Genomic DNA, 19,290 nt, shown 5'->3' with positions numbered 1-19,290 from the left:
GGAGCTGGCTTGTGTGGGAGCTGGCTTGTGTGGGAGCTGGCTTGCCTGCGATAGCATCACCGTGGTCTGACAGAGAGACCGAGGTGCCTGTATCGCAGGCAAGCCAGCTCCCACACAAGCCAGCTCCCACATGGGTTCAGCGGCGTTGCAGAAATCTGCCTTAAAGACCGACCACATCCTCCGCCTGCAAGCCCTTCTCGCCGGTCACCACGGCGTATTCCACCTGCTGGCCCTCGGCCAGGGAGCGGTGGCCTTCACCACGGATGGCGCGGTAGTGCACAAACACATCCTTGCCGTCTTCCCGCTGGATAAAGCCATAGCCCTTGGCGTCGTTGAACCACTTCACATTGCCGGTTTCGCGCGTTGTCATCTGTTTGCTCCCACTGGTTTTTATTGTTGAGTCAGTCGCATTGAACTGCCGAGTATAAGACAGGCTCAAAAACGATCAACTCAACTTTACTTCGCTGCTTTTTTGCCGATTTTCGGCGAATACGGCACACTACCCGCCCGAGCGCCTGCTCGGTTTTTTCCACTCAAAGCAGCACGCCTATGACCCGCTCCCCGTTCCGCCGTCTGGTATTTGGCACCTTGCGCCGACTGTTGTACCTCTGGGTTCGCTCGGAGACGATCAACCAGTCGTCCCTCACCCTTAACCTGGACCGCAGCCGGCCGGTGTTCTACGTTCTGCAATCACCCTCCCTGACCGAACTGGCCGTGGTGGATGCCGAGTGCACCAAGGCCGGCCTGCCGCGCCCGGTGCTGCCAGTGGCCGTTGGCCCGTTGATGGAGCCGGCGGCGTTCTTTTACCTGACCCCCGACCCGGACTGGCTCGGCCGCCAGGACAAGCGCGGCGCGCCGCCGACCCTGACGCGCCTGGTCAACACCCTGACCGAGCACGCCGAAGAAAACGCGCAGATCATCCCGGTCAGCGTGTTCTGGGGCCAATCGCCGGCCAGCGAGTCGAGCCCCTGGAAACTGCTGTTCGCCGACAGCTGGGCAGTCACCGGGCGCCTGCGCCGGCTGTTGAGCATCCTGATCCTGGGGCGCAAGACCCGGGTGCAATTCTCTGCGCCAATCAACCTGCGTGAATTGATCGAGCACAATAAAGGTCACGAACGTACGGTGCGCATGGCCCAACGGATCCTGCGGGTACACTTTCGCAACCTGAAGACCGCGGTGATCGGCCCCGACCTGTCCCACCGGCGCAACCTGGTCAAGGGCCTGGTGAACATGCCACTGGTGCGCCAGGCGATCCTCGACGAGGCCGAGCGGGAAAAAATCACCCCGGAAAAAGCCAAGGCCCAGGCCCTGCGCTATGGCAATGAGATCGCCTCGGACTACACCTACACCGCCATCCGCTTCCTCGAAGTGGTGCTGAGCTGGTTCTGGAACAAAATCTACGACGGGATCAAGGTCAACAATATCGAAGGTGTGCAAAAGGTCGCCCAGGGCTACGAAGTGATCTACGTGCCTTGCCACCGCAGCCACATCGACTACCTGCTGCTGTCCTACCTTCTATTCAAGAACGGCCTGACCCCGCCGCACATCGCCGCCGGGATCAACCTCAATATGCCGGTGATCGGCAGCCTGCTGCGCCGGGGCGGGGCGTTTTTCATGCGTCGCACGTTCAAGGGCAACCCGCTGTACACCTCGGTGTTCAACGAATACCTGCACACCCTGTTTACCAAAGGCTTCCCGGTGGAGTACTTCGTCGAGGGCGGCCGCTCACGGACCGGGCGCATGTTGCAGCCCAAGACCGGGATGCTGGCGATTACCCTGCGCAGTTTCCTGCGTTCCTCGCGCATGCCAATCGTGTTTGTGCCGGTGTATATCGGCTACGAGCGGGTGCTGGAAGGTCGCACCTACCTGGGCGAATTGCGCGGGGCGACGAAAAAGAAAGAGTCGATCTTCGATATCTTCAAGGTCATTGGCGCGCTCAAGCAGCGCTTTGGCCAGGTGGCGGTCAACTTCGGCGAGCCGATCAAGCTGGCGGAGTTCCTCGACCACGAGCAACCGGACTGGCGTACCCAGGAGCTGGCGCCCAACTACAAGCCCGCCTGGCTCAACGAGACCACCAACCGCCTCGGCGAGCGCGTGGCCCAGCACCTCAACGAGGCCGCCGCGATCAACCCGGTGAACCTGGTGGCGTTGGCGCTACTGTCCACCAGCCGCCTGGCCCTGGACGACCAGGCCATGGCCCGGGTGCTGGACCTGTACCTGGCGCTGCTGCGCCGGGTGCCCTACTCGCCCCATACCACGTTGCCCGAGGGTGACGGCCAGGCCTTGATCAAGCACGTCAAGGACATGCACCTGCTGTCCGAACAGAGTGATGCCCTGGGCAAAATCCTCTATCTGGACGAGCAAAACGCGGTCCTGATGACCTATTACCGCAACAACGTGCTGCATATCTTCGCCCTGCCGGCGTTGTTGGCCAGCTTCTTCCAGAGCAGTTCGCGCATGAGCCGCGAACAGATCCTGCGCTATACCCGCGCGCTGTATCCGTACCTGCAATCGGAGTTGTTTATCCGCTGGTCCCTGGACGAGCTCGACGCGGTGGTCGACCAGTGGCTCGAAGCCTTGGTAGAACAAGGCCTGCTGCGCTTTGAAAACAACATCTACCTGCGCCCGGCGCCCAGCTCGCGCAACTTTGTGCTGCTGACCCTGCTGTCCAAGAGCATTGCCCAGACCCTGCAACGCTTCTACATGGCCATTTCCCTGCTGCTCAACAGCGGCCAGAACAGCATCAGCGCCGAAGAGCTGGAAGACCTGTGCACGGTCATGGCCCAGCGCCTGTCGATCCTGCATGGCCTGAATGCCCCGGAGTTCTTCGACAAGAGCCTTTTCCGACATTTTATTCAGACGTTGCTCGAGCAAGATGTGCTGCGCCGCGATGAAGCCGGCAAGTTGAGTTACCACGACCTGCTCGGCGAATTGGCCGAAGGCGCCGCCAAACGGGTGTTGCCCGCAGAGATTCGCCTGTCGATCCGCCAGGTGGCGCTGCACCGCAACGACGAAGCGCCCGCGCCGGACGTCGAGCCGGACGAAACCCGCTAGATTTACCAGGGCGCCAGGGTGTTTCTGGCGCCGTCGACAAGGAGCTGTACCATGAAAAAGATCATTCTCCTGGGCCTGACCGCCCTGCTGGGAGCCTGTCACTCGATGAATCCTGCGCCCAAAGCCAGCCTTGATGGCGAAGTGTTCTACCTGCAGCGCATCGCCCTGCCACCGGCCGCCACCTTGAGCGTCAGCCTTCTGGACGTGTCCCTGGCCGATGCGCCCGCCGTGACCCTGGCCGAGCAGAAAGGCCCGGTCAACGGCCAGGTGCCGCTGCCTTTCCACCTGAGCTACGACCCGGCCCAGGTCAAGCCTGGCCACAGCTATTCGGTCAGCGCTCGCATCGAGCTGGATGGCAAGCTAATGTTTATTACCACCGAGCGTCATTCGGTGCAGTTGAACGGCCAGGATCCCCAGCCGCTTCGCCTGCGCGTTGATGCCGTTGCCCACTGATCCAGTCGATTAAAAGGAAGCGCCCATGCTCCGTAACTCTCTTCGCCTCAGCGCCCTGTGCGCCGGCCTGCTGCTCGGTGCCAACGCCATGGCTCTGTCCCTCGGTGACCTGTCCCAGGGCGACGCCACGGGTGGCCTGAAGGACGCCCTGACCCAAGGCGCACAGATTGCCGTCAAGCAACTGGGGGCTCCCGGTGGTTTCAGCAACAACCCCGAGGTCAAGATCGGTTTGCCGGGCAAGCTTGAAAAAGCCGCCGGCGCCCTGAAAATGCTCGGCATGGGCGATCAGATCACCCAGCTTGAAGCCAGCATGAACAAGGCTGCCGAATCCGCCGTGACCCAGGCCCAGCCGATTCTGGTGAACGCCGTGAAAAACATGAGCGTGAGCGACGCCAAGGGCATCCTCAGCGGCGGCCAGGATTCGGCGACCCAGTATCTGGACAAAAGCAGCCGCGAGCAGATCCGCGCCAAGTTCCTGCCGATCGTCAAGCAATCCACGGACAAGGTCGGTGTAGCCCAGCAGTACAACGCGCTGGCCAAAAAAGCGCCCATGGGCTTGCTGGGTGGCAAGAGTGACAGCGTCGAAAACTACGTGACTGAACAAGCGCTGGACGGCCTGTTCAAGATGATTGCCCAACAGGAAGAAAGCATCCGCCAGAACCCGGCAGCCGCCGCGACCAGCCTGGCGAAGAAAGTGTTCGGCGCGCTGTAGATCCATCGCCGGCAACAAATACAAACGCCCCGAAAAATCGGGGCGTTTGTGTTACTGCACCAGGGGCGTCATCAGCCGTAGGTGATTTTACCTTCGAACTTGACGTTACTCGCGCAAGGCCGCGGCAGCGTCGGCTGCCATGGCGTAGGCTTGCAGGGGGGCTTGCACTTGTTGCGCTTTTTGCCCATTTTGAACGCCATCATCGGCATCACGCCGATACCAATACCTATACCACCCATCGCAAACAAGCCCATAGGTCATTCCTCACGTCTAATTAAACCTCTTCCTGTAGCAACTTCGTTGTCAGAAAAAGGCACCTGCAACCCAGGTAACCCCTGAGTGGCAGGCACGCAAGAAACAGTTCCTGAACCGTGTAGCCGCTTTACGCAGGTTTATGCCGACTTAGGCTGGACCCGGAACCACGCCGCATACAACGCCGGCAAAAACAGCAAGGTCAGGGCCGTGGCCACGATCAAGCCGCCCATGATCGCCACCGCCATTGGCCCGAAGAACACGCTGCGCGACAGCGGGATCATCGCCAGCACTGCCGCCAGCGCCGTCAGCACAATCGGGCGGAAGCGCCGTACGGTGGCTTCGATAATCGCCTGCCACGGCTCCAGGCCCGCCTTGATGTCCTGCTCGATCTGATCCACCAGGATCACCGAGTTACGCATGATCATCCCCGACAACGCGATGGTCCCAAGCATGGCCACAAAGCCAAACGGCTGGCGGAACACCAGCAGGAACAGCGTCACGCCAATCAGCCCCAGGGGCGCGGTAAGAAACACCATGGCCGTGCGCGAGAAGCTGCGCAGTTGCAGCATCAGCAAGGTCAGCACCACCACGATGAACAGCGGCACGCCGGCCTTCACCGAGTTCTGGCCACGGGCGGAGTCTTCGACGGTACCTCCCACGTCCAACAGGTAACCGTCCGGCAGTTCGGCCCGCACCTGGGCCAGGGTCGGCAGGATCTGCTGGACCAGGGTCGCCGGTTGCTCCTTGCCGTAGATATCGGCGCGTACGGTCACCGTGGGCAGGCGGTTGCGATGCCAGATAATGCCTTCCTCGAAGCCATACTCCAGGGTGGCGATCTGCGACAGCGCCACGCTGGTGCCGTTGTCGGTCGGCACCGCCAGGCTCGGCAGCAGCGACAACTCGGTGCGCTCATGCACGGTGCCGCGCAGGAGGATTTCGATCAACTCGTTGTCCTCCCGGTACTGGCTGACGCTGGAACCGGTCAGGGAGCTCTGGAGAAATTTCGACAGGTTGGCCGTGCTCACCCCCAAGGCGCGGGCGCGGTCCTGGTCGACATTGAGGTAGACGATCTTGCTCGGTTCTTCCCAGTCCAGATGCACATTCACCACGTGGGGGTTTTCCCGCACCTTGGCCGCGACCTTGCGCGCCAGGGCCCGCACTTCTTCGATGTGCTCGCCAGTCACGCGAAACTGCACCGGGTAGCCAACCGGCGGGCCGTTCTCCAGGCGGGTGACCCGCGAACGCAGGTCGGGGAATTGCTCGTTGAGGGTTTCGATCAACCAGGTGCGCAGGGTTTCGCGCTCCTCGATGGTCTTGGCCAGCACCACGAACTGGGCAAAGCTGGCCGCCGGCAACTGCTGGTCCAACGGCAAGTAGAAGCGCGGTGAACCGGTGCCGACATAGGCCACGTAGTTTTCGATCCCCGCATGCGCCTTGAGCAAGCCTTCGAGACGCTTGACCTGATCGGCGGTGTTGCTCAGCGAGGCGCCTTCCGCCAGTTTCAGGTCGACCATCAGCTCCAGGCGCCCGGACGCCGGGAAGAACTGTTGCGGGACAAAGCGGAACAGCGCCACCGAGCCGATAAACAGCAGCACGGTCAGTACAATCACGGTTTTGCGCCGGCGCACGCACCATTCCACCCAGCGCCTTACGCGCTGATAGAACGGCGTGCCGTAAGGATCCGGGCCATCAGTGCCGTGCTTGGCCGCATGAATCTTCGCCAGGTCCGGCAGGAGTTTTTCCCCCAGGTATGGCACAAACACCACGGCGGCAACCCACGAGGCCAGCAGCGCGATGGTCACCACCTGGAAGATCGAGCGGGTGTACTCACCGGTACTCGATTGCGCGGTGGCAATCGGCAAGAAGCCGGCTGCGGTGATCAACGTACCGGTAAGCATCGGAAACGCCGTACTGGTCCAGGCGAAACTGGCGGCCTTGAGACGGTCGTAGCCCTGCTCCATTTTGATCGCCATCATTTCCACGGCGATGATCGCGTCGTCCACCAGCAGGCCCAAAGCCAATACCAAGGCACCCAGGGAGATCTTGTGCAGGCCGATCCCCAGGTAATACATGCAGGCAAAGGTCATGGCCAACACCAGCGGAATCGCGAGGGCCACCACCATGCCGGTACGCACGCCGAGGGAGAAGAAACTCACCAGCAATACAATCGCCAATGCTTCGGCCAGCACCTGGACGAATTCGCCCACGCTGGTCTTCACCGCAGCGGGCTGGTCCGACACCTTGCGCAGCTCCATGCCTGCCGGGAGGTTCTTCTGCAAGCGTGCGAATTCGCCCTCAAGGGCCTTGCCCAGTACCAGGATGTCCCCGCCATCGCGCATGGCCACGGCCAGGCCGATCGCATCGTCACCCATGTAGCGCATACGCGGCGCGGGCGGGTCGTTGAAGCCACGGTGGATCTCGGCCACGTCACCAATGCGGAAGGTGCGGCCGCCCACGCGGATCGGGAAATCGCGGATTTCCTCCACCGCCTTGAAGTTACCCGACACCCGCAGTTGCACGCGCTCGCTCGGGGTTTCAAAGAAGCCGGCGGTGGACACCGCGTTCTGCTCCTGCAACGCCTGTTGCACCGCCGCCAGGGGCAGGCCGAGGGTGGCGAGCTTGAGGTTGGACAGCTCGATCCAGATCTTCTCGTCCTGCAACCCCAGCAGCTCGACCTTGCCCACATCCGGCACCCGTTGCAGCTGGATCTGGATGCGGTCGGCGTAGTCCTTGAGCACGGCGTAGTCAAAACCCTCGCCGGTCAGGGCGTAGATATTGCCAAAGGTGGTGCCGAATTCATCGTTGAAGAACGGGCCCTGGATATCCGGGGGCAGGGTCTGGCGGATATCGCTGATCTTCTTGCGCACCTGGTACCACAGGTCGGGAATCTGCGCCGAGTGCATCGAGTCCCGCGCCATAAACGTGACCTGGGATTCGCCCGGGCGGGAGAACGAGACGATGCGCTCGTACTCGCCGGTTTCCATCAGTTTCTTTTCAATACGCTCGGTGACCTGGCGCGAGACTTCCTGGGCCGTGGCGCCTGGCCAGTTAGTCTTGATCACCATGGCTTTGAAGGTGAACGGCGGGTCTTCACTTTGCCCCAGCTTGGTGTAGGACAACGTACCGACAACGGCCAGCAGCAGCATCAGGAACAGTACGATCTGGCGATTACGCAACGCCCATTCGGAAAGATTGAAACCCATCGGGGACTACTCCTTGTTGGCCGCCAGATTCACCACCCGGTTGGAGCGATCCACCGGGCGTACTTGCTGGCCCTCATGGAGCACATGCACACCGGCGGCAATCACCCAGTCGGAGGGGGTCAGGCCTTCGAGCACCGGCACGCTTTTTTCGCCGAAGGCGCCGATGCGCACCGCTGTGCGCTTGAGGGTGTTATCCGGCTTGACCAACCAGACGTAGGACGCACCGTTCTCTGCGCTGAGAGCAGACAGCGGCACCGACAACGGAACCACGCCGTCAGCCTGGATGAAAACCCGCGCACTCTGCCCCAGCTCGGCCGGGACTTTGCCGGCGTTGAAGGCGACGCGGGCGGCGAAGGTGCGTGACTTGGGATCGGCTGCCGGCGACAGCTCGCGAATACGCCCCTCGAAACGCTGGTCGGGCTGGCTCCACAGTTCCACGGAGACCGGCTGGCCGACCTTGAAGCGGCCGAAGCTTTGCTCCGGGAAGCTGATCAACACTTCACGCTCGCCATCGGTAGCCAGGGTGAACACGGTCTGCCCCGCAGACACCACTTGCCCGACTTCCACCGCACGCTTGGCCACCACCCCGTCCTGGGGCGCGCGCAGCACGGCATAGCCGGCCTGGTTGTTGGCCACGTCGAATTCTGCCTTGATCTGCTGCAAGCGGGCGACGCCTGCGCGGTAGAGGTTTTCGGAATTGTCGTACTGGGAGCGGCTGACCATCTGACGGTCCATCAGGGTCTTGTAGCGATCACGCTCGGCCCGCACCAGGCTCAGGTTGGCCTCGGCCGCCGTGACTTGGGCACGGGTCGCCTGCAGTTGCAGGCGCACATCCTGGGGATCGAGCTCCGCCAGCGGCTGGTTGGCCTTGACGCGCTCGCCCTCCTCCACCAGGCGGCGGCTGACTTTGCCGCCGATGCGAAAGGCCAGGTCCGGTTCATACCGGGCACGCACCTCGCCTGGATAACTGTCCATTGCCAACGCAGAGGGTTGTGGCTGCACCACCATGGCCGGGCGGACGGTGGTTTGGGCCGCTTCTTCATGGCCGCAGGCAGCCAGTAAAAGAGCAAGGCTGGCAGGCAACGCGAGGTGCAGGAAGATGCTGCGCATGCTGAAGGACCTTTCGCAAATGGTGCTTGGAATAATTATACTGGCCGGTATGTTATTAATACCAAACTCACCAGTCCAGTATTAAAGTGAAAATGTCCGACAATCCTGTAAACACCAATAGCCCCGGGCGCCCCAAGGACATGGCAAAACGCCAGGCAATCCTCGACGCGGCGAAAATCCTGTTTTTGAGCAACGGTTATGCGAGTACCAGCATGGATGCCGTGGCCCTTGAGGCTGGCGTGTCGAAACTGACGGTCTACAGCCACTTCACCGACAAAGAAACGCTATTCACCGCCGCCGTCGAGGCCAAGTGCGAAGCGCAACTGCCGGTCATGTATTTCGAGCTGCCCGACGGTGTGCCGGTGGAGAAGGTGCTGCTCAACATCGCCCGGGGCTTTCACCTGCTGATCAACAGTGAGGAGTCGGTGAACCTGCACCGTTTGATGATGACGTCGGGCAATCAGGATCCGAAGCTGTCGCAGATTTTCTTCGAAGCCGGCCCCATGCGGATGCTGCAGGGGATGGAGCGCTTGCTGGGCAAGATCAATCAGAGCGGTGCGCTGAGCATCGACAAGCCGTTTACCGCAGCCGAACACTTCTTTTGCCTGCTCAAGGGCACGGCGAACTTCTGCTTGCTGTATGGCTGCGGCGACCGCTTGAGCGAAGCGGCCGCCGAAGAGCATGTGCAGGAAGTGGTGGGGTTGTTTATGCGGGCGTATCGACCTTGAACAGTCGTTGATCGATCTGACGCCATCGTCGGCAAGCCGGCTCCTACAGGTGATTGCGTTTATTGTAGGAGCCGGCTTGCCGGCGACGGGGCCCTCAGGCCTTGAGCGCTTTTTTAGGGTAAATATCGTACCGGCTGGATTTGCCGTCCAGCGCGTGGCTCGGCTTGGGCCCGTCAATGCACGGCGCCTTGCGCGGGCGCTTGACCACCACCCGGTGGCTGGCCAGGGCCAAGGCCGCCGCGAGCAACGCCGGGGCATCCGGATCGTCGCCCACCAGCGGGCGGAACAGGCGCATTTCCTTCTTCACCAGGGCGGTTTTCTCACGATGAGGAAACATCGGGTCCAGGTAGATCACCTGCGGCGGCTCACCTTCCCAGTTACGCATCAGCTCGATGGAGTTGCCCTTGAGCAGGGTCATCCGCCCAACGATGGGCGCCACTTCAAAATCATCGGCCCCACGCGCCAGACCATCTTCGAGCAAGGCACCAATCAACGGTTGCCGCTCGATCAGGCTCATCTCACAGCCCAGGCTGGCCAGCACGAACGCATCCTTGCCCAGGCCCGCCGTGGCATCCAGCACCCCGGGGCGCACACCTTGAGACACGCCTACGGCCTTGGCGATCATCTGCCCGCTGCCACCACCGTAAAGCCGGCGATGGGCCGCGCCGCCCTCGACAAAATCCACCCGCACCGGCCCAGGCGCATCGGCGCCCAGCTGTTGCAGTTGCAGGCCGTGCTCACCCACTTGCAGGGCAAAATCGGCATCCGCCAGCTGCAACGGCAGGCCGAGCTGCTCGGCCCAGTACTGGGCACGGGCCTGGAAACCTTCGGCCAAGGCCTCGACCCGAATGCGGCTGGCCGCGGGTTGTTCGCTCATCGTTTACTACGCTCAAAAATATTAAGGATCGGCAAAAAGCGGCCGATAAAAAAGGATCAGGCATTTTGCCAGACCCTGAGCGTCGACCGAGAGAAATGTCAGACATTCATTCCCTATTCACCGGTGTCCTGCCGACCCACAACCACTTCGGCCTGCGCAATACCCAAGCGCTGGCCGGCGTCAGTCATGTGTGGCAGGACTTCTTCGCCCGGGCGTTGGCCGAGCAACTTGGCCAGGAGCCAGGTGCGCAGCTGGCCGCAGATCCGGTGCCGGTGGATACCTCGATCGAACCCAGCGCCGGCAGCGACCTGCTGACCCAAATCGTTACCCAACGTCATTGCGACGTCCAGGACACCGAGGTCGCCCCGCCTGAACCGCTGTTCCTGCCGATTGCCGAATTCGAGCTGGACCTGCTGCCACCCGCGGCCGTGCCGTTCCCGGATGATGAAATCGTCGCCCAGCAACGCCAGCAGAACTTCGAGAGCGGCTGGGTACGCCCGATCGTCCTGACCGCTGGGCAGCCACTGCCCGAGCCAGGCCCGGCGCCACAACCCAAGCCGCTGTTCCTGCCGATTGCCGAGTTCGAACTGGACCTGCTGCCAGCGGCGGCCGAACCGTATCCGAATGAAGAACTGGTGCAGCAGCAAAAGGCCCTGGACTTCGATTGCGGCTGGGCCCGCCCACTGATCCTCAACAACCTGCGCCTGGCGGCCTGACCCTTAGCGGCACACCCACCAACGCCCCATGTCCAGATGGAAATGGTTGCGATGGGCAGCGTTGTAGTCCGGGCTCAAGACCACGTTGAAATCGTTGCACGCACGGTCGCGCACCTGACGCAAAAAGCGCGCGTTGGCGCCCTCTCCAGGCCAATCCTTCAGCACGTTGATACTGCGCCCATCCGCCAGGCGAAACCCGGCGATATCCAGGGCATTGGCCGAGGCGTGCTGGCTGAGCCGCCCTTCGGCACGCCCATACATATTGCGGCAGGCAAAACTGCCCAGGTGATCGACCCGCGTCACCGCCTGGCCAAACACCGCCTGGGCGGCCGGCTGCAAGCTGTGGCGCTCGAACAGGGCAAACGCCACCGCCAAGGGGCAACTGGCGAGAAAGCTGCTACTCAAACCCACCTGCGCGCCCTGCACCCGCAGGGTATTGCGCAGTGGGCAAGCCGCATCAGCGGGACTGTCCGCCTGATGGCTGACCCGCAGCCCGGAGGTTTTCAGCACCTGGTCGCACAGTGCCGGATCATCCTGCAACCGTCCGAGTTTGAACCGCGTCAGCAGGTTGGGCACGGCGCGCACATCCAAGGGCGCCCAGGGGTTCCATTCGGCGGGCAACGGCACCCAGCCGCGCCAGATGCCTACGAGTAGGCCGCCCGCGAGTAGCAGCAACACCCCCAACACTTTGAAAAAAGCCACGACTCAACCTTTGAACAACTGATTTGCCTGGCTGAACGGCATCGAGCGCTCGGTAAAGGTGAAGGTTCCCAGTTCCTGAACCTCCCGCGCGGCCCTGAAGAACTCCCCGTAGGCCGCCAGGGCCATGGCCGAGCCAACGCTGATGCGCTTGACGCCCATCTCGCTCAGTTGCGCCACCGAGAGCTTGAGACCACCTGACATCAGCACATTCACCGGTTTTGGCGCCACCGCCCGCACCACCGCCAATACTTCCTCAGCACTGCGCAGGCCCGGTGCATACAACACGTCGGCGCCCGCTTCGGCGTAGGCCTGCAAACGGCGAATAGTGTCGGGAAAATCCAGGCGACCATGTAGGAGGTTTTCCGCACGGGCCGTCAGCATGAAGGGGAATGGCAAGCTGCGCGCCGCAGCGACGGCAGCCTCGATGCGTTCAACAGACAGATCAAAGGGGTAGATCGGGTCGACCGCAATCCCCGTAGCGTCTTCGATAGAACCGCCGACGATGCCGGTAGCGGCGGCCCGCAACAGGCTCTGGGCACAACCTTGAGGCGTATCGCTGAAGCCGTTTTCCAGGTCCGCCGCCACCGGCAGCGCGGTGGCCTGAACGATCATCCCGGCGTTGCCCAAAGTGTCCTCCAGCGACAGCGCACCTTCGGCATCCGGACGCCCCAGACTGAAGGCAAAACCCGCGCTGGTAGTGGCCAGGGCTTCAAAGCCGAGGCTGGCGAGCATCTTGGCGGAACCGGCGTCCCACGGATTGGGCATCACGAATGCACGGTCACGCTCGTGCAGGGCTCGAAAGGATTCGGCGCGAAGGGTTTGGGCATCCATGACTGACTCCAGGCATAAAAGAACCCTAGAGTAACCCCAGTTGCTCCACAGCGGGCTCCCGATGCAACTGCGCCAACGCCGGCAACCCAGGCAATCGCACCATCAATTGCTGATGAAAACGCATGGCCAATTGGGCCGCCAGGCGGTTGTCCGAGGTGTGCAGGAACACATAGGGTGTGCGGCCCTCCTCGATCCAGCCAGCGACCTTTTCAACCCACGGCACCAGGAACGGATCGTTGGCTTCCAGGTCCGGGTGGCCGATAAAACGCACCTGGGGAAACTGGGTCAACGCCGCAGGCCGGGGCGGTACCTTGGGCTTTTTCGATTGGGCGTGGAGTACCGCCGCCGAGGTGGACGTGCAACTGAACAGCGCCCGAGGATCCAGGCAGATCCGCTCGACACCACGGTCACGCAGCAGGCGGTTGAGGCTGCGCTCGGCATCGCCTTTGGCGAAGAACTCGCGGTGACGCACCTCCACCGCCAATGGCCGCTCCAGGCCGTCGATAAACCCTGCCAGTTCCCCCAGCCGCTGCGGGGTGAAGCTGGCCGGTAGTTGCAGCCACAGTGGCGAAACCCGCTCGCCCAGCGGGCTCATCAAACCGAGGAAGCTTTCGGCGGCGGGCAACTGTTCGCGCAGGTCAGCGCTGTGGCTGATATCACCGGGAAACTTGGCGGTAAAGCGAAAGTGCGCGGGCATGATCTCGGCCCAGCGCTGCACAGTCGCGACGGAGGGCCGCGCATAGAACGTGGTGTTGCCTTCGCAGGCATTGAACACCTGGCAATACAGCCCGAGAAAATCTGTGGTGCGGGCGTCTTGCGGATACAGGTACTCGCGCCAGGCGTTTTCACTCCAGGACGGGCAACCGAGGAAATAAGGCAGCAACATCAGATGTGGATATCGAGACCCAGCACTTCCATATCCCAATCGACAAAGCCTGCTGTGGTCAGGTAGCTGGCCAGGGCCGTGGCGACGTTCTTGCTCATGGAGCGCGGGAAGACCATGTCTTGCTGGCGGGCCGGAACGCCGCCGATACGCGCACCGCTGGCACCTTGGGCACGGGCGGAAACCGCTGCGCCCTGGGAGGTTTCGGGCTGGATTTCAATAAAATCGGGGGATTCTTCGACGGACTCGTCTACCTTCACGTTCGCCTTGCGTGGCTTGCGCTTGAGGGGGTAGGACTGGGAGGAAAAGCCGTCTATACGCATGCATGCAGATCCGTGATCAATGATGGCAATTTAGCGGCACTTTCCTTGGCGCGCAAATGCTCTGGTGATAACTAGAACACATAAACGGGCAAAGGTTTAAAACCGGGGGCAAATTCTGACGATTGGCGCCAATTGCCGGCGATCAACGGTGGAAGCTGTCGAGCCCCAGCGAGGCTGCGATGGCGGCGACACTGCCACTATTCATGGCACCTGACACACCGCTATAGCAGCCTCGCTGGGGCTCGACAGCTCCCACATTAGAGGCTAACCGCAATAAGCCTAGAGCCCGCGCTCGGCCTTGGTCTGCGCCACTTTATCGCGCAGGTACACCGGGGCGGCCTGGTCGGCGGGAATCGCCTCGCCGCGTTCCCAGGCAAAACGCGCCAGGGCCAGCAGGTCTTCGGCATGGGGCAGCATCGTGGCATCCTGGCCCATCGTGGGCACGGCGATCCGCTGGCCATATCCCCAACCGGTACCGGCACCAAACCAGTCACCACTGGCATCGGCCGGCAACGCGGCGGCCTCGGGCGGCTGCACGGCTTCAACGCCGACCAGGCGCATTTCGCCTGCGGTCTCGCGGTAGCAACCCCAGTAGACCTCATCCATCCGCGCATCGATGGCTGCCGCGACCTGGGCCGCGCCGTGCTCACGCAGGGCGCGCTGGGCCAGCACGGCCAGGTTGGACACCGGCAATACTGGCCGTTCCAGGGCAAACGCCAGGCCCTGCACCACCCCGATGGCGATGCGCACGCCGGTGAACGCGCCCGGGCCACGGCCAAAGGCGATGGCGTCCACCGCCGACAAGGTGGTGCCGGCATCGAGCAATAACTGCTTGATCATCGGCAGCAGCTTTTGCGCGTGCAGGCGCGGGATCACCTCATAGTGGCTCGTGACCTTGCCGTTATGCAGCAGGGCAACGGAGCAAGCTTCAGTCGCGGTGTCCAGGGCCAGCAGGGTGCTCATCGGTGTGGGTGTCCAAATCGAAAAAAAGTGCGCCAGTATAAACAACAACGGCCCGCAAGCGGGCCGTTGAACATCACGCCGATCGTCAGATCAGTTCAGCGCTTCCAGCACCTTGGCGGTGATGGCTTCCACCGAGCCAACGCCCGGGATGTGGCTGTATTTCGGTTTGCCCTGGGCAACCGACAGCTTCTGGTAGAAGTCCACCAGCGGCTTGGTCTGGGAGTGGTAGACCGACAGGCGATGACGCACGGTTTCTTCGGTATCGTCCTTGCGCTGCACCAGGTCGTCACCGGTTACATCATCCTTGCCAGCCACTTTTGGCGGGTTGTAGACGATGTGGTAGACGCGGCCCGAGGCTTCGTGAACGCGGCGACCGGCGATACGCTGGACGATCTCTTCGTCTTCAACGGCGATTTCGACCACGGCATCCAACTCGACGCCGGCCTTCACCAGGGCTTCGGCCTGGGGAATGGTGCGTGGGAAACCGTCGAACAGGAAACCGTTCTTGCAGTCTTCCTGGCTGATGCGTTCCTTGACCAGGTTGATGATCAGGTCGTCGGAGACCAGGCCACCGCTGTCCATCACGCTCTTGGCGATCAGGCCCAGCTCGGTACCGGCCTTGACGGCGGCGCGCAGCATGTCGCCAGTGGAGATTTGTGGAATGCCGAACTTTTCAGTGATGAACTTTGCCTGAGTACCTTTACCGGCCCCGGGAGCTCCCAGCAGAATGACGCGCATCGATGTGCTCCTCAATTTTTTATAGAGATGACGCTCGGATTCGCCGCGTGGGGCCAATCTCGTAGAATATGCTCGTAAAAATACGAATCCAGGCCGCCCAAACGGCCAAAGGCTGATCAAGATACACAGCGAGCCCTAACCACACAAGCCGCCAAAAGTCGGAAGAACCCGCACCACACAAGCCTTTTGGTCGCGGTATCCCTTGGTGCAACCCAAACCCAAAACCGCCGGCAGAGCCCTTTCGGGTCAACCGGCGGTTTTGCGTGCAAGCCCTTGAGAACACGCGACAAATGTCAGCCGGTATTACGCAGCCCGGCGGCAATACCGGCCACGGACACCAGCAGCGCCTGTTCCAGAGGGCTGTCCTGTGTCGCTTCCTGCTGGCGGGACCGCGCCAACAGCTCGGCCTGCAGCAGGTGCAATGGGTCAAGATAGGTGTTGCGCAGGCGGATGAACTCCAGGGTGTCGGGACTGTGGGCCAGCAGTTGCGACTGCCCGGTCAGGCCAAGCACCACGGCACACGCCTGCGACAATAGGTCGCGTAAATGCGCACCCAATGGCAGCAGGTCCGGCTGCACCAGACGCTCGTCATACAGGCGGGCGATATCGGCGTCGGCCTTGGCCAGGACCATTTCCAGCATGTCGATGCGCGTACGGAAGAACGGCCATTGCTCACGCATCTGCCCCAGCAACTCGCCTTCGCCCCGCTCCAGGGCCTTGCTCAATGCCGCTTCCCAGCCCAGCCAGGCCGGCAACATCAGGCGCGTCTGGGTCCAGCCGAAAATCCACGGGATCGCACGCAGGCTTTCGATGCCCCCGGCACGGCGTTTGGCCGGGCGACTGCCCAGGGGCAAGCGGCCCAGTTCCTGCTCGGGCGTGGACTGGCGGAAGTACTCGACGAACTGCGGATTTTCCCGCACTACCGCGCGATAGGCGCTGACGCCATCGGCGGCCAATTCGTCCATCAAATGCCGCCAGGCCGGCTCCGGGGGCGGCGGTGGCAATAAGGTCGCCTCCAGCACTGCGGCCAGATACAGATTGAGGTTCTGCTCGGCGATATCCGGCAAGCCGAACTTGAAGCGAATCATCTCGCCCTGCTCGGTGGTGCGAAAACGCCCGGCTACCGAGCCCGGTGGCTGCGACAGGATCGCCGCGTGGGCCGGGCCACCGCCACGGCCAACGGTGCCGCCACGACCATGGAACAACAACAGTTCCACCTGCTGCTCGCGGCAGATATCCACCAGCCGCTCCTGGGCCCGGTACTGCGCCCAGGCCGCAGCGGTAGTGCCGGCGTCCTTGGCCGAGTCCGAATAGCCGATCATCACTTCCTGCGGGCCTTGCAGGCGCGCGCGATAGCCCGGTAGCAGCAACAGGCGCTCGATCACCGGGCCGGCGTTGTCCAGGTCGGCCAGGGTCTCGAACAGCGGCACCACACGCATCGGCCGCTGCACCCCGGACTCCTTGAGCAGCAGCTGCACCGCCAGCACATCGGATGCCGCACCCGCCATGGAGATGACGTAGGAACCGAGGGATGCAGCTGGCGCGGCGGCAATTTCCTTACAGGTATTGAGCACTTCGGCGGTGTCGGCCGACGGCTTGAAATAGCCTGGCAACAATGGGCGACGGTTGACCAACTCCTTCATCAGGAAGGTGATGCGCGCGTCTTCGTCCCAATCCTCATAGCGGCCCAGGCCCAGGTAGTCGGTGATCTCGGTCATCGCCGCCGAGTGACGGCTGGAGTCCTGGCGCACATCCAGGCGCACCAGGAACAGGCCGAACGTTACCGCACGGCGTAGGCAATCGAGCAGCGGGCCGTCGGCAATCACGCCCATGCCGCAGGCGTGCAGGGACTGGTAGCACAGCTCCAGCGGCTCCAGCAGGTCGCGATTGTTTTGCAGCACATCAGCCGGCGCCGGGAGGCTGGCGGTCAACGCCGCGTGCGCCCAATTGCGGGTGGCGCGCAGGCGTTCGCGCAGTTGCTTGAGCAAGGCCCGATAAGGTTCGACGCTCTCGCCGACCTTGGCCTGCAACTCGGGGCTGGCCTGCTGCATCGACAGCTCGGATGCCAGGTGATCGATATCACGCAGATACAGGTCTGCAGCCATCCAGCGCGCCAGCAGCAATACTTCGCGGGTCACGGGCGCCGTCACGTTGGGGTTGCCATCACGGTCACCGCCCATCCATGAGGCAAAGCGGATCGGTGCCGCCTCCAGGGGCAGGCGCAGGCCGGTCGCGGCGTGCAAGGCGTGATCGGCCTTGCGCAGGTAGTTGGGGATGGCGTGCCACAGCGAATGCTCGATCACCGCAAAGCCCCACTTGGCCTCGTCCACCGGGGTGGGCCGGGTGCGGCGGATTTCTTCGGTGTGCCAGGCTTCGGCGATCAGCCGTTGCAAGCGCTGGCGAATCTGCTCGCGCTCGGCGCTGGTCAAGTCACGGTGATCCTGCAACGCCAGTTGGGCGGCGATGGCGTCATATTTCTGGATCAGGGTGCGGCGCGCAACTTCGGTGGGGTGGGCGGTGAGCACCAGTTCGATCTCCAGCCGCGCCAACTGCCGGGCCAGGGATTCGCTGCTATGGCCCTCACTCTGCAGGCGCGCCAGCAGCTCGGGCAGTACCCGCGATTCGAACGGGGCGGGCTGGGATTCATCGCGCCGGTGAATCAGTTGGTACTGCTCGGCGATATTGGCCAGGTTGAGGAACTGGTTGAACGCACGTGCCACCGGCAACAGCTCGTCTTCCTGCAACTGGTTGAGGCTGGCGCTGAGCTCTTCGCCAGCTGCCGCCTCGGTTGCCCCGCCCCGGCGATCGGCCTTGGCGCCCTTGCGGATCTGCTCGATCTTGGCGAGGAACTCATCACCGTACTGTTCTCGAATCGTGTTGCCCAACAGTTCACCCAGCAGGTGAACATCTTCACGCAAACGTGCATCGATATCGCTCATCAGCCAATCTCCAGCCAGGAATCCGGGACGCTTTGATCTTTAAGAGTGCCGATCAAGCCTTGCTCTTACAAGGTACTTTAAACCTTGGCGGTTGCAGCTAGTCTCAAGGATACGTCGTCGCGTTATCCACGCCGCGACCGGTCACTCATCACCGCCCGCTACCCTGGGCATCACTGAGGTTGCCATGAAAATCCGAGAACTGGCCCAGCAATGGGAAGAAACCGCCAAGGGTCGCCTGACCAAGACCGAATATGCCATCCACCTGGATGTCGAGGCCGCCGCACGGCTGGCGGCCATCCGCGAGATGTACCCCAAGCGCAGCACCGAGGAATTGCTCGGCGAGTTGATCGGCGCCGCCCTGGAAGAGCTGGAAGCCAGCTTTCCCTATATCCGGGGCCAGCATGTGGTTGCCACTGATGAAGAGGGTGACCCGTTGTATGAAGACGTCGGCCCCACACCGCGCTTCCTGTCGTTGTCACGGCGCTACCTGCACGATATGTCAGCCACGCCTGACGATCAGAAACACTGATAAACATCCGCTGAAAAAAACCATTCCCCAGCGTACCGGGCCTTTCATAGGCCCGGCATACCGCTGTGGATGGCAAAAGTTCCGATTTTTAAACACTGACCACTCAGTCAGATTTGTTCAGATGTTTTTTCGGGCAAATCGCCATCTTTGGCTGAACTATTCAAAAAAGCCTCGGGTCACAGCCAGTAAGCCATCACTTGGAACAGGCGTTTGAAAAGGCACACTGAGCTTCACCGCCAAAACGCAGACGCTGAACACCGTAGATGGATTTGAT

At 62.2% G+C, this 19,290-nt stretch carries 18 protein-coding genes; 6 read left to right on the top strand and 12 right to left on the bottom strand.

Annotation, left to right across the window (positions count from 1 at the left end):
- Positions 1–160: 160 nt before the first annotated feature.
- Complete coding sequence (locus HBO05_RS25400) at positions 161–370, bottom strand: cold-shock protein (protein WP_003189131.1); 210 nt, start codon at positions 368–370, stop codon at positions 161–163.
- Positions 371–549: 179 nt separating this feature from the next.
- Here HBO05_RS25400 and plsB point away from each other — a divergent pair, with 179 nt between their 5' ends.
- From plsB to HBO05_RS25385, 3 genes are read left to right on the top strand one after another with little or no spacing between them, the layout of a single operon-like run.
- Entirely contained in the window at positions 550–3,054 is a 2,505-nt protein-coding gene (plsB, locus tag HBO05_RS25395) for a glycerol-3-phosphate 1-O-acyltransferase PlsB (protein ID WP_169955723.1), read from the top strand.
- A gap of 51 nt (positions 3,055–3,105) precedes the next feature.
- Positions 3,106–3,507, top strand: coding sequence for a YbaY family lipoprotein (locus HBO05_RS25390; RefSeq protein WP_169955722.1), 402 nt, complete (start codon positions 3,106–3,108; stop codon positions 3,505–3,507).
- A 25-nt stretch (positions 3,508–3,532) separates the two neighbouring features.
- Complete coding sequence (locus HBO05_RS25385) at positions 3,533–4,219, top strand: DUF4197 domain-containing protein (protein WP_169955721.1); 687 nt, start codon at positions 3,533–3,535, stop codon at positions 4,217–4,219.
- A 71-nt stretch (positions 4,220–4,290) separates the two neighbouring features.
- Here HBO05_RS25385 and HBO05_RS25380 read toward each other — a convergent pair whose 3' ends face one another.
- From HBO05_RS25380 to HBO05_RS25370, 3 genes are all read right to left on the bottom strand, one after another.
- Positions 4,291–4,473 carry a hypothetical protein gene (locus tag HBO05_RS25380; RefSeq protein WP_169955720.1) on the bottom strand — a complete coding sequence of 61 codons (183 nt, stop codon included), beginning with the start codon at positions 4,471–4,473 and terminating at the stop codon, positions 4,291–4,293.
- 138 nt (positions 4,474–4,611) lie between these two features.
- The gene (locus tag HBO05_RS25375) at positions 4,612–7,677 is read right to left on the bottom strand and encodes an efflux RND transporter permease subunit (protein ID WP_172314538.1); all 3,066 of its coding nucleotides are present in this window, start codon (positions 7,675–7,677) and stop codon (positions 4,612–4,614) included.
- A 6-nt stretch (positions 7,678–7,683) separates the two neighbouring features.
- A complete protein-coding gene (locus HBO05_RS25370) occupies positions 7,684–8,787 on the bottom strand; it encodes an efflux RND transporter periplasmic adaptor subunit (protein WP_170042934.1) in 1,104 nt (367 codons plus the stop codon).
- A 92-nt stretch (positions 8,788–8,879) separates the two neighbouring features.
- On the opposite strand from HBO05_RS25370, the gene HBO05_RS25365 reads away from it, so the two are divergent.
- On the top strand, positions 8,880–9,515 hold the full coding sequence (locus HBO05_RS25365; RefSeq protein ID WP_169955717.1) for a TetR/AcrR family transcriptional regulator: 636 nt from the start codon (positions 8,880–8,882) through the stop codon (positions 9,513–9,515).
- 94 nt (positions 9,516–9,609) lie between these two features.
- Here HBO05_RS25365 and HBO05_RS25360 read toward each other — a convergent pair whose 3' ends face one another.
- Complete coding sequence (locus HBO05_RS25360) at positions 9,610–10,392, bottom strand: class I SAM-dependent methyltransferase (protein WP_172314537.1); 783 nt, start codon at positions 10,390–10,392, stop codon at positions 9,610–9,612.
- A 95-nt stretch (positions 10,393–10,487) separates the two neighbouring features.
- Here HBO05_RS25360 and HBO05_RS25355 point away from each other — a divergent pair, with 95 nt between their 5' ends.
- Positions 10,488–11,108, top strand: coding sequence for an energy transducer TonB (locus HBO05_RS25355; RefSeq protein WP_169955715.1), 621 nt, complete (start codon positions 10,488–10,490; stop codon positions 11,106–11,108).
- A gap of 3 nt (positions 11,109–11,111) precedes the next feature.
- Here the strand turns inward: HBO05_RS25355 and HBO05_RS25350 are convergent, their stop codons facing one another.
- The 7 genes from HBO05_RS25350 to ppc all read right to left on the bottom strand — a co-directional run bounded on the left by HBO05_RS25350 (position 11,112) and on the right by ppc (position 18,487).
- Positions 11,112–11,810, bottom strand: a complete 699-nt coding sequence (locus HBO05_RS25350; RefSeq protein ID WP_170042936.1) for an extensin family protein — start codon at positions 11,808–11,810, stop codon at positions 11,112–11,114.
- A 3-nt stretch (positions 11,811–11,813) separates the two neighbouring features.
- Positions 11,814–12,641 (bottom strand): isocitrate lyase/phosphoenolpyruvate mutase family protein, encoded by an 828-nt coding sequence (locus HBO05_RS25345; RefSeq protein ID WP_170042937.1) that lies wholly within the window; start codon positions 12,639–12,641, stop codon positions 11,814–11,816.
- 25 nt (positions 12,642–12,666) lie between these two features.
- The gene (locus tag HBO05_RS25340; RefSeq protein ID WP_169955712.1) at positions 12,667–13,527 is read right to left on the bottom strand and encodes a DUF72 domain-containing protein; all 861 of its coding nucleotides are present in this window, start codon (positions 13,525–13,527) and stop codon (positions 12,667–12,669) included.
- Positions 13,527–13,847: a hypothetical protein gene (locus HBO05_RS25335; RefSeq protein ID WP_169955711.1), complete on the bottom strand. Its 321-nt coding sequence runs from the start codon at positions 13,845–13,847 to the stop codon at positions 13,527–13,529. The genes HBO05_RS25340 and HBO05_RS25335 overlap by 1 nt, the downstream gene beginning before the upstream one ends.
- A gap of 279 nt (positions 13,848–14,126) precedes the next feature.
- Complete coding sequence (gene tsaB, locus HBO05_RS25330) at positions 14,127–14,810, bottom strand: tRNA (adenosine(37)-N6)-threonylcarbamoyltransferase complex dimerization subunit type 1 TsaB (protein ID WP_169955710.1); 684 nt, start codon at positions 14,808–14,810, stop codon at positions 14,127–14,129.
- Positions 14,811–14,900: 90 nt separating this feature from the next.
- Positions 14,901–15,548 (bottom strand): adenylate kinase, encoded by a 648-nt coding sequence (gene adk, locus HBO05_RS25325; protein ID WP_172314536.1) that lies wholly within the window; start codon positions 15,546–15,548, stop codon positions 14,901–14,903.
- Positions 15,549–15,841: 293 nt separating this feature from the next.
- Positions 15,842–18,487 carry a phosphoenolpyruvate carboxylase gene (ppc, locus tag HBO05_RS25320; RefSeq protein ID WP_172314535.1) on the bottom strand — a complete coding sequence of 882 codons (2,646 nt, stop codon included), beginning with the start codon at positions 18,485–18,487 and terminating at the stop codon, positions 15,842–15,844.
- 184 nt (positions 18,488–18,671) lie between these two features.
- On the opposite strand from ppc, the gene HBO05_RS25315 reads away from it, so the two are divergent.
- Positions 18,672–19,016, top strand: coding sequence for a hypothetical protein (locus tag HBO05_RS25315; RefSeq protein WP_057441782.1), 345 nt, complete (start codon positions 18,672–18,674; stop codon positions 19,014–19,016).
- The last annotated feature ends 274 nt before the right edge of the window (positions 19,017–19,290 follow it).

Origin of the sequence: Pseudomonas sp. WS 5079 (genome assembly GCF_012985465.1) — a bacterium.
Classification (GTDB): domain Bacteria; phylum Pseudomonadota; class Gammaproteobacteria; order Pseudomonadales; family Pseudomonadaceae; genus Aquipseudomonas.
This window is presented reverse-complemented; position numbering and strand designations above follow the sequence as displayed.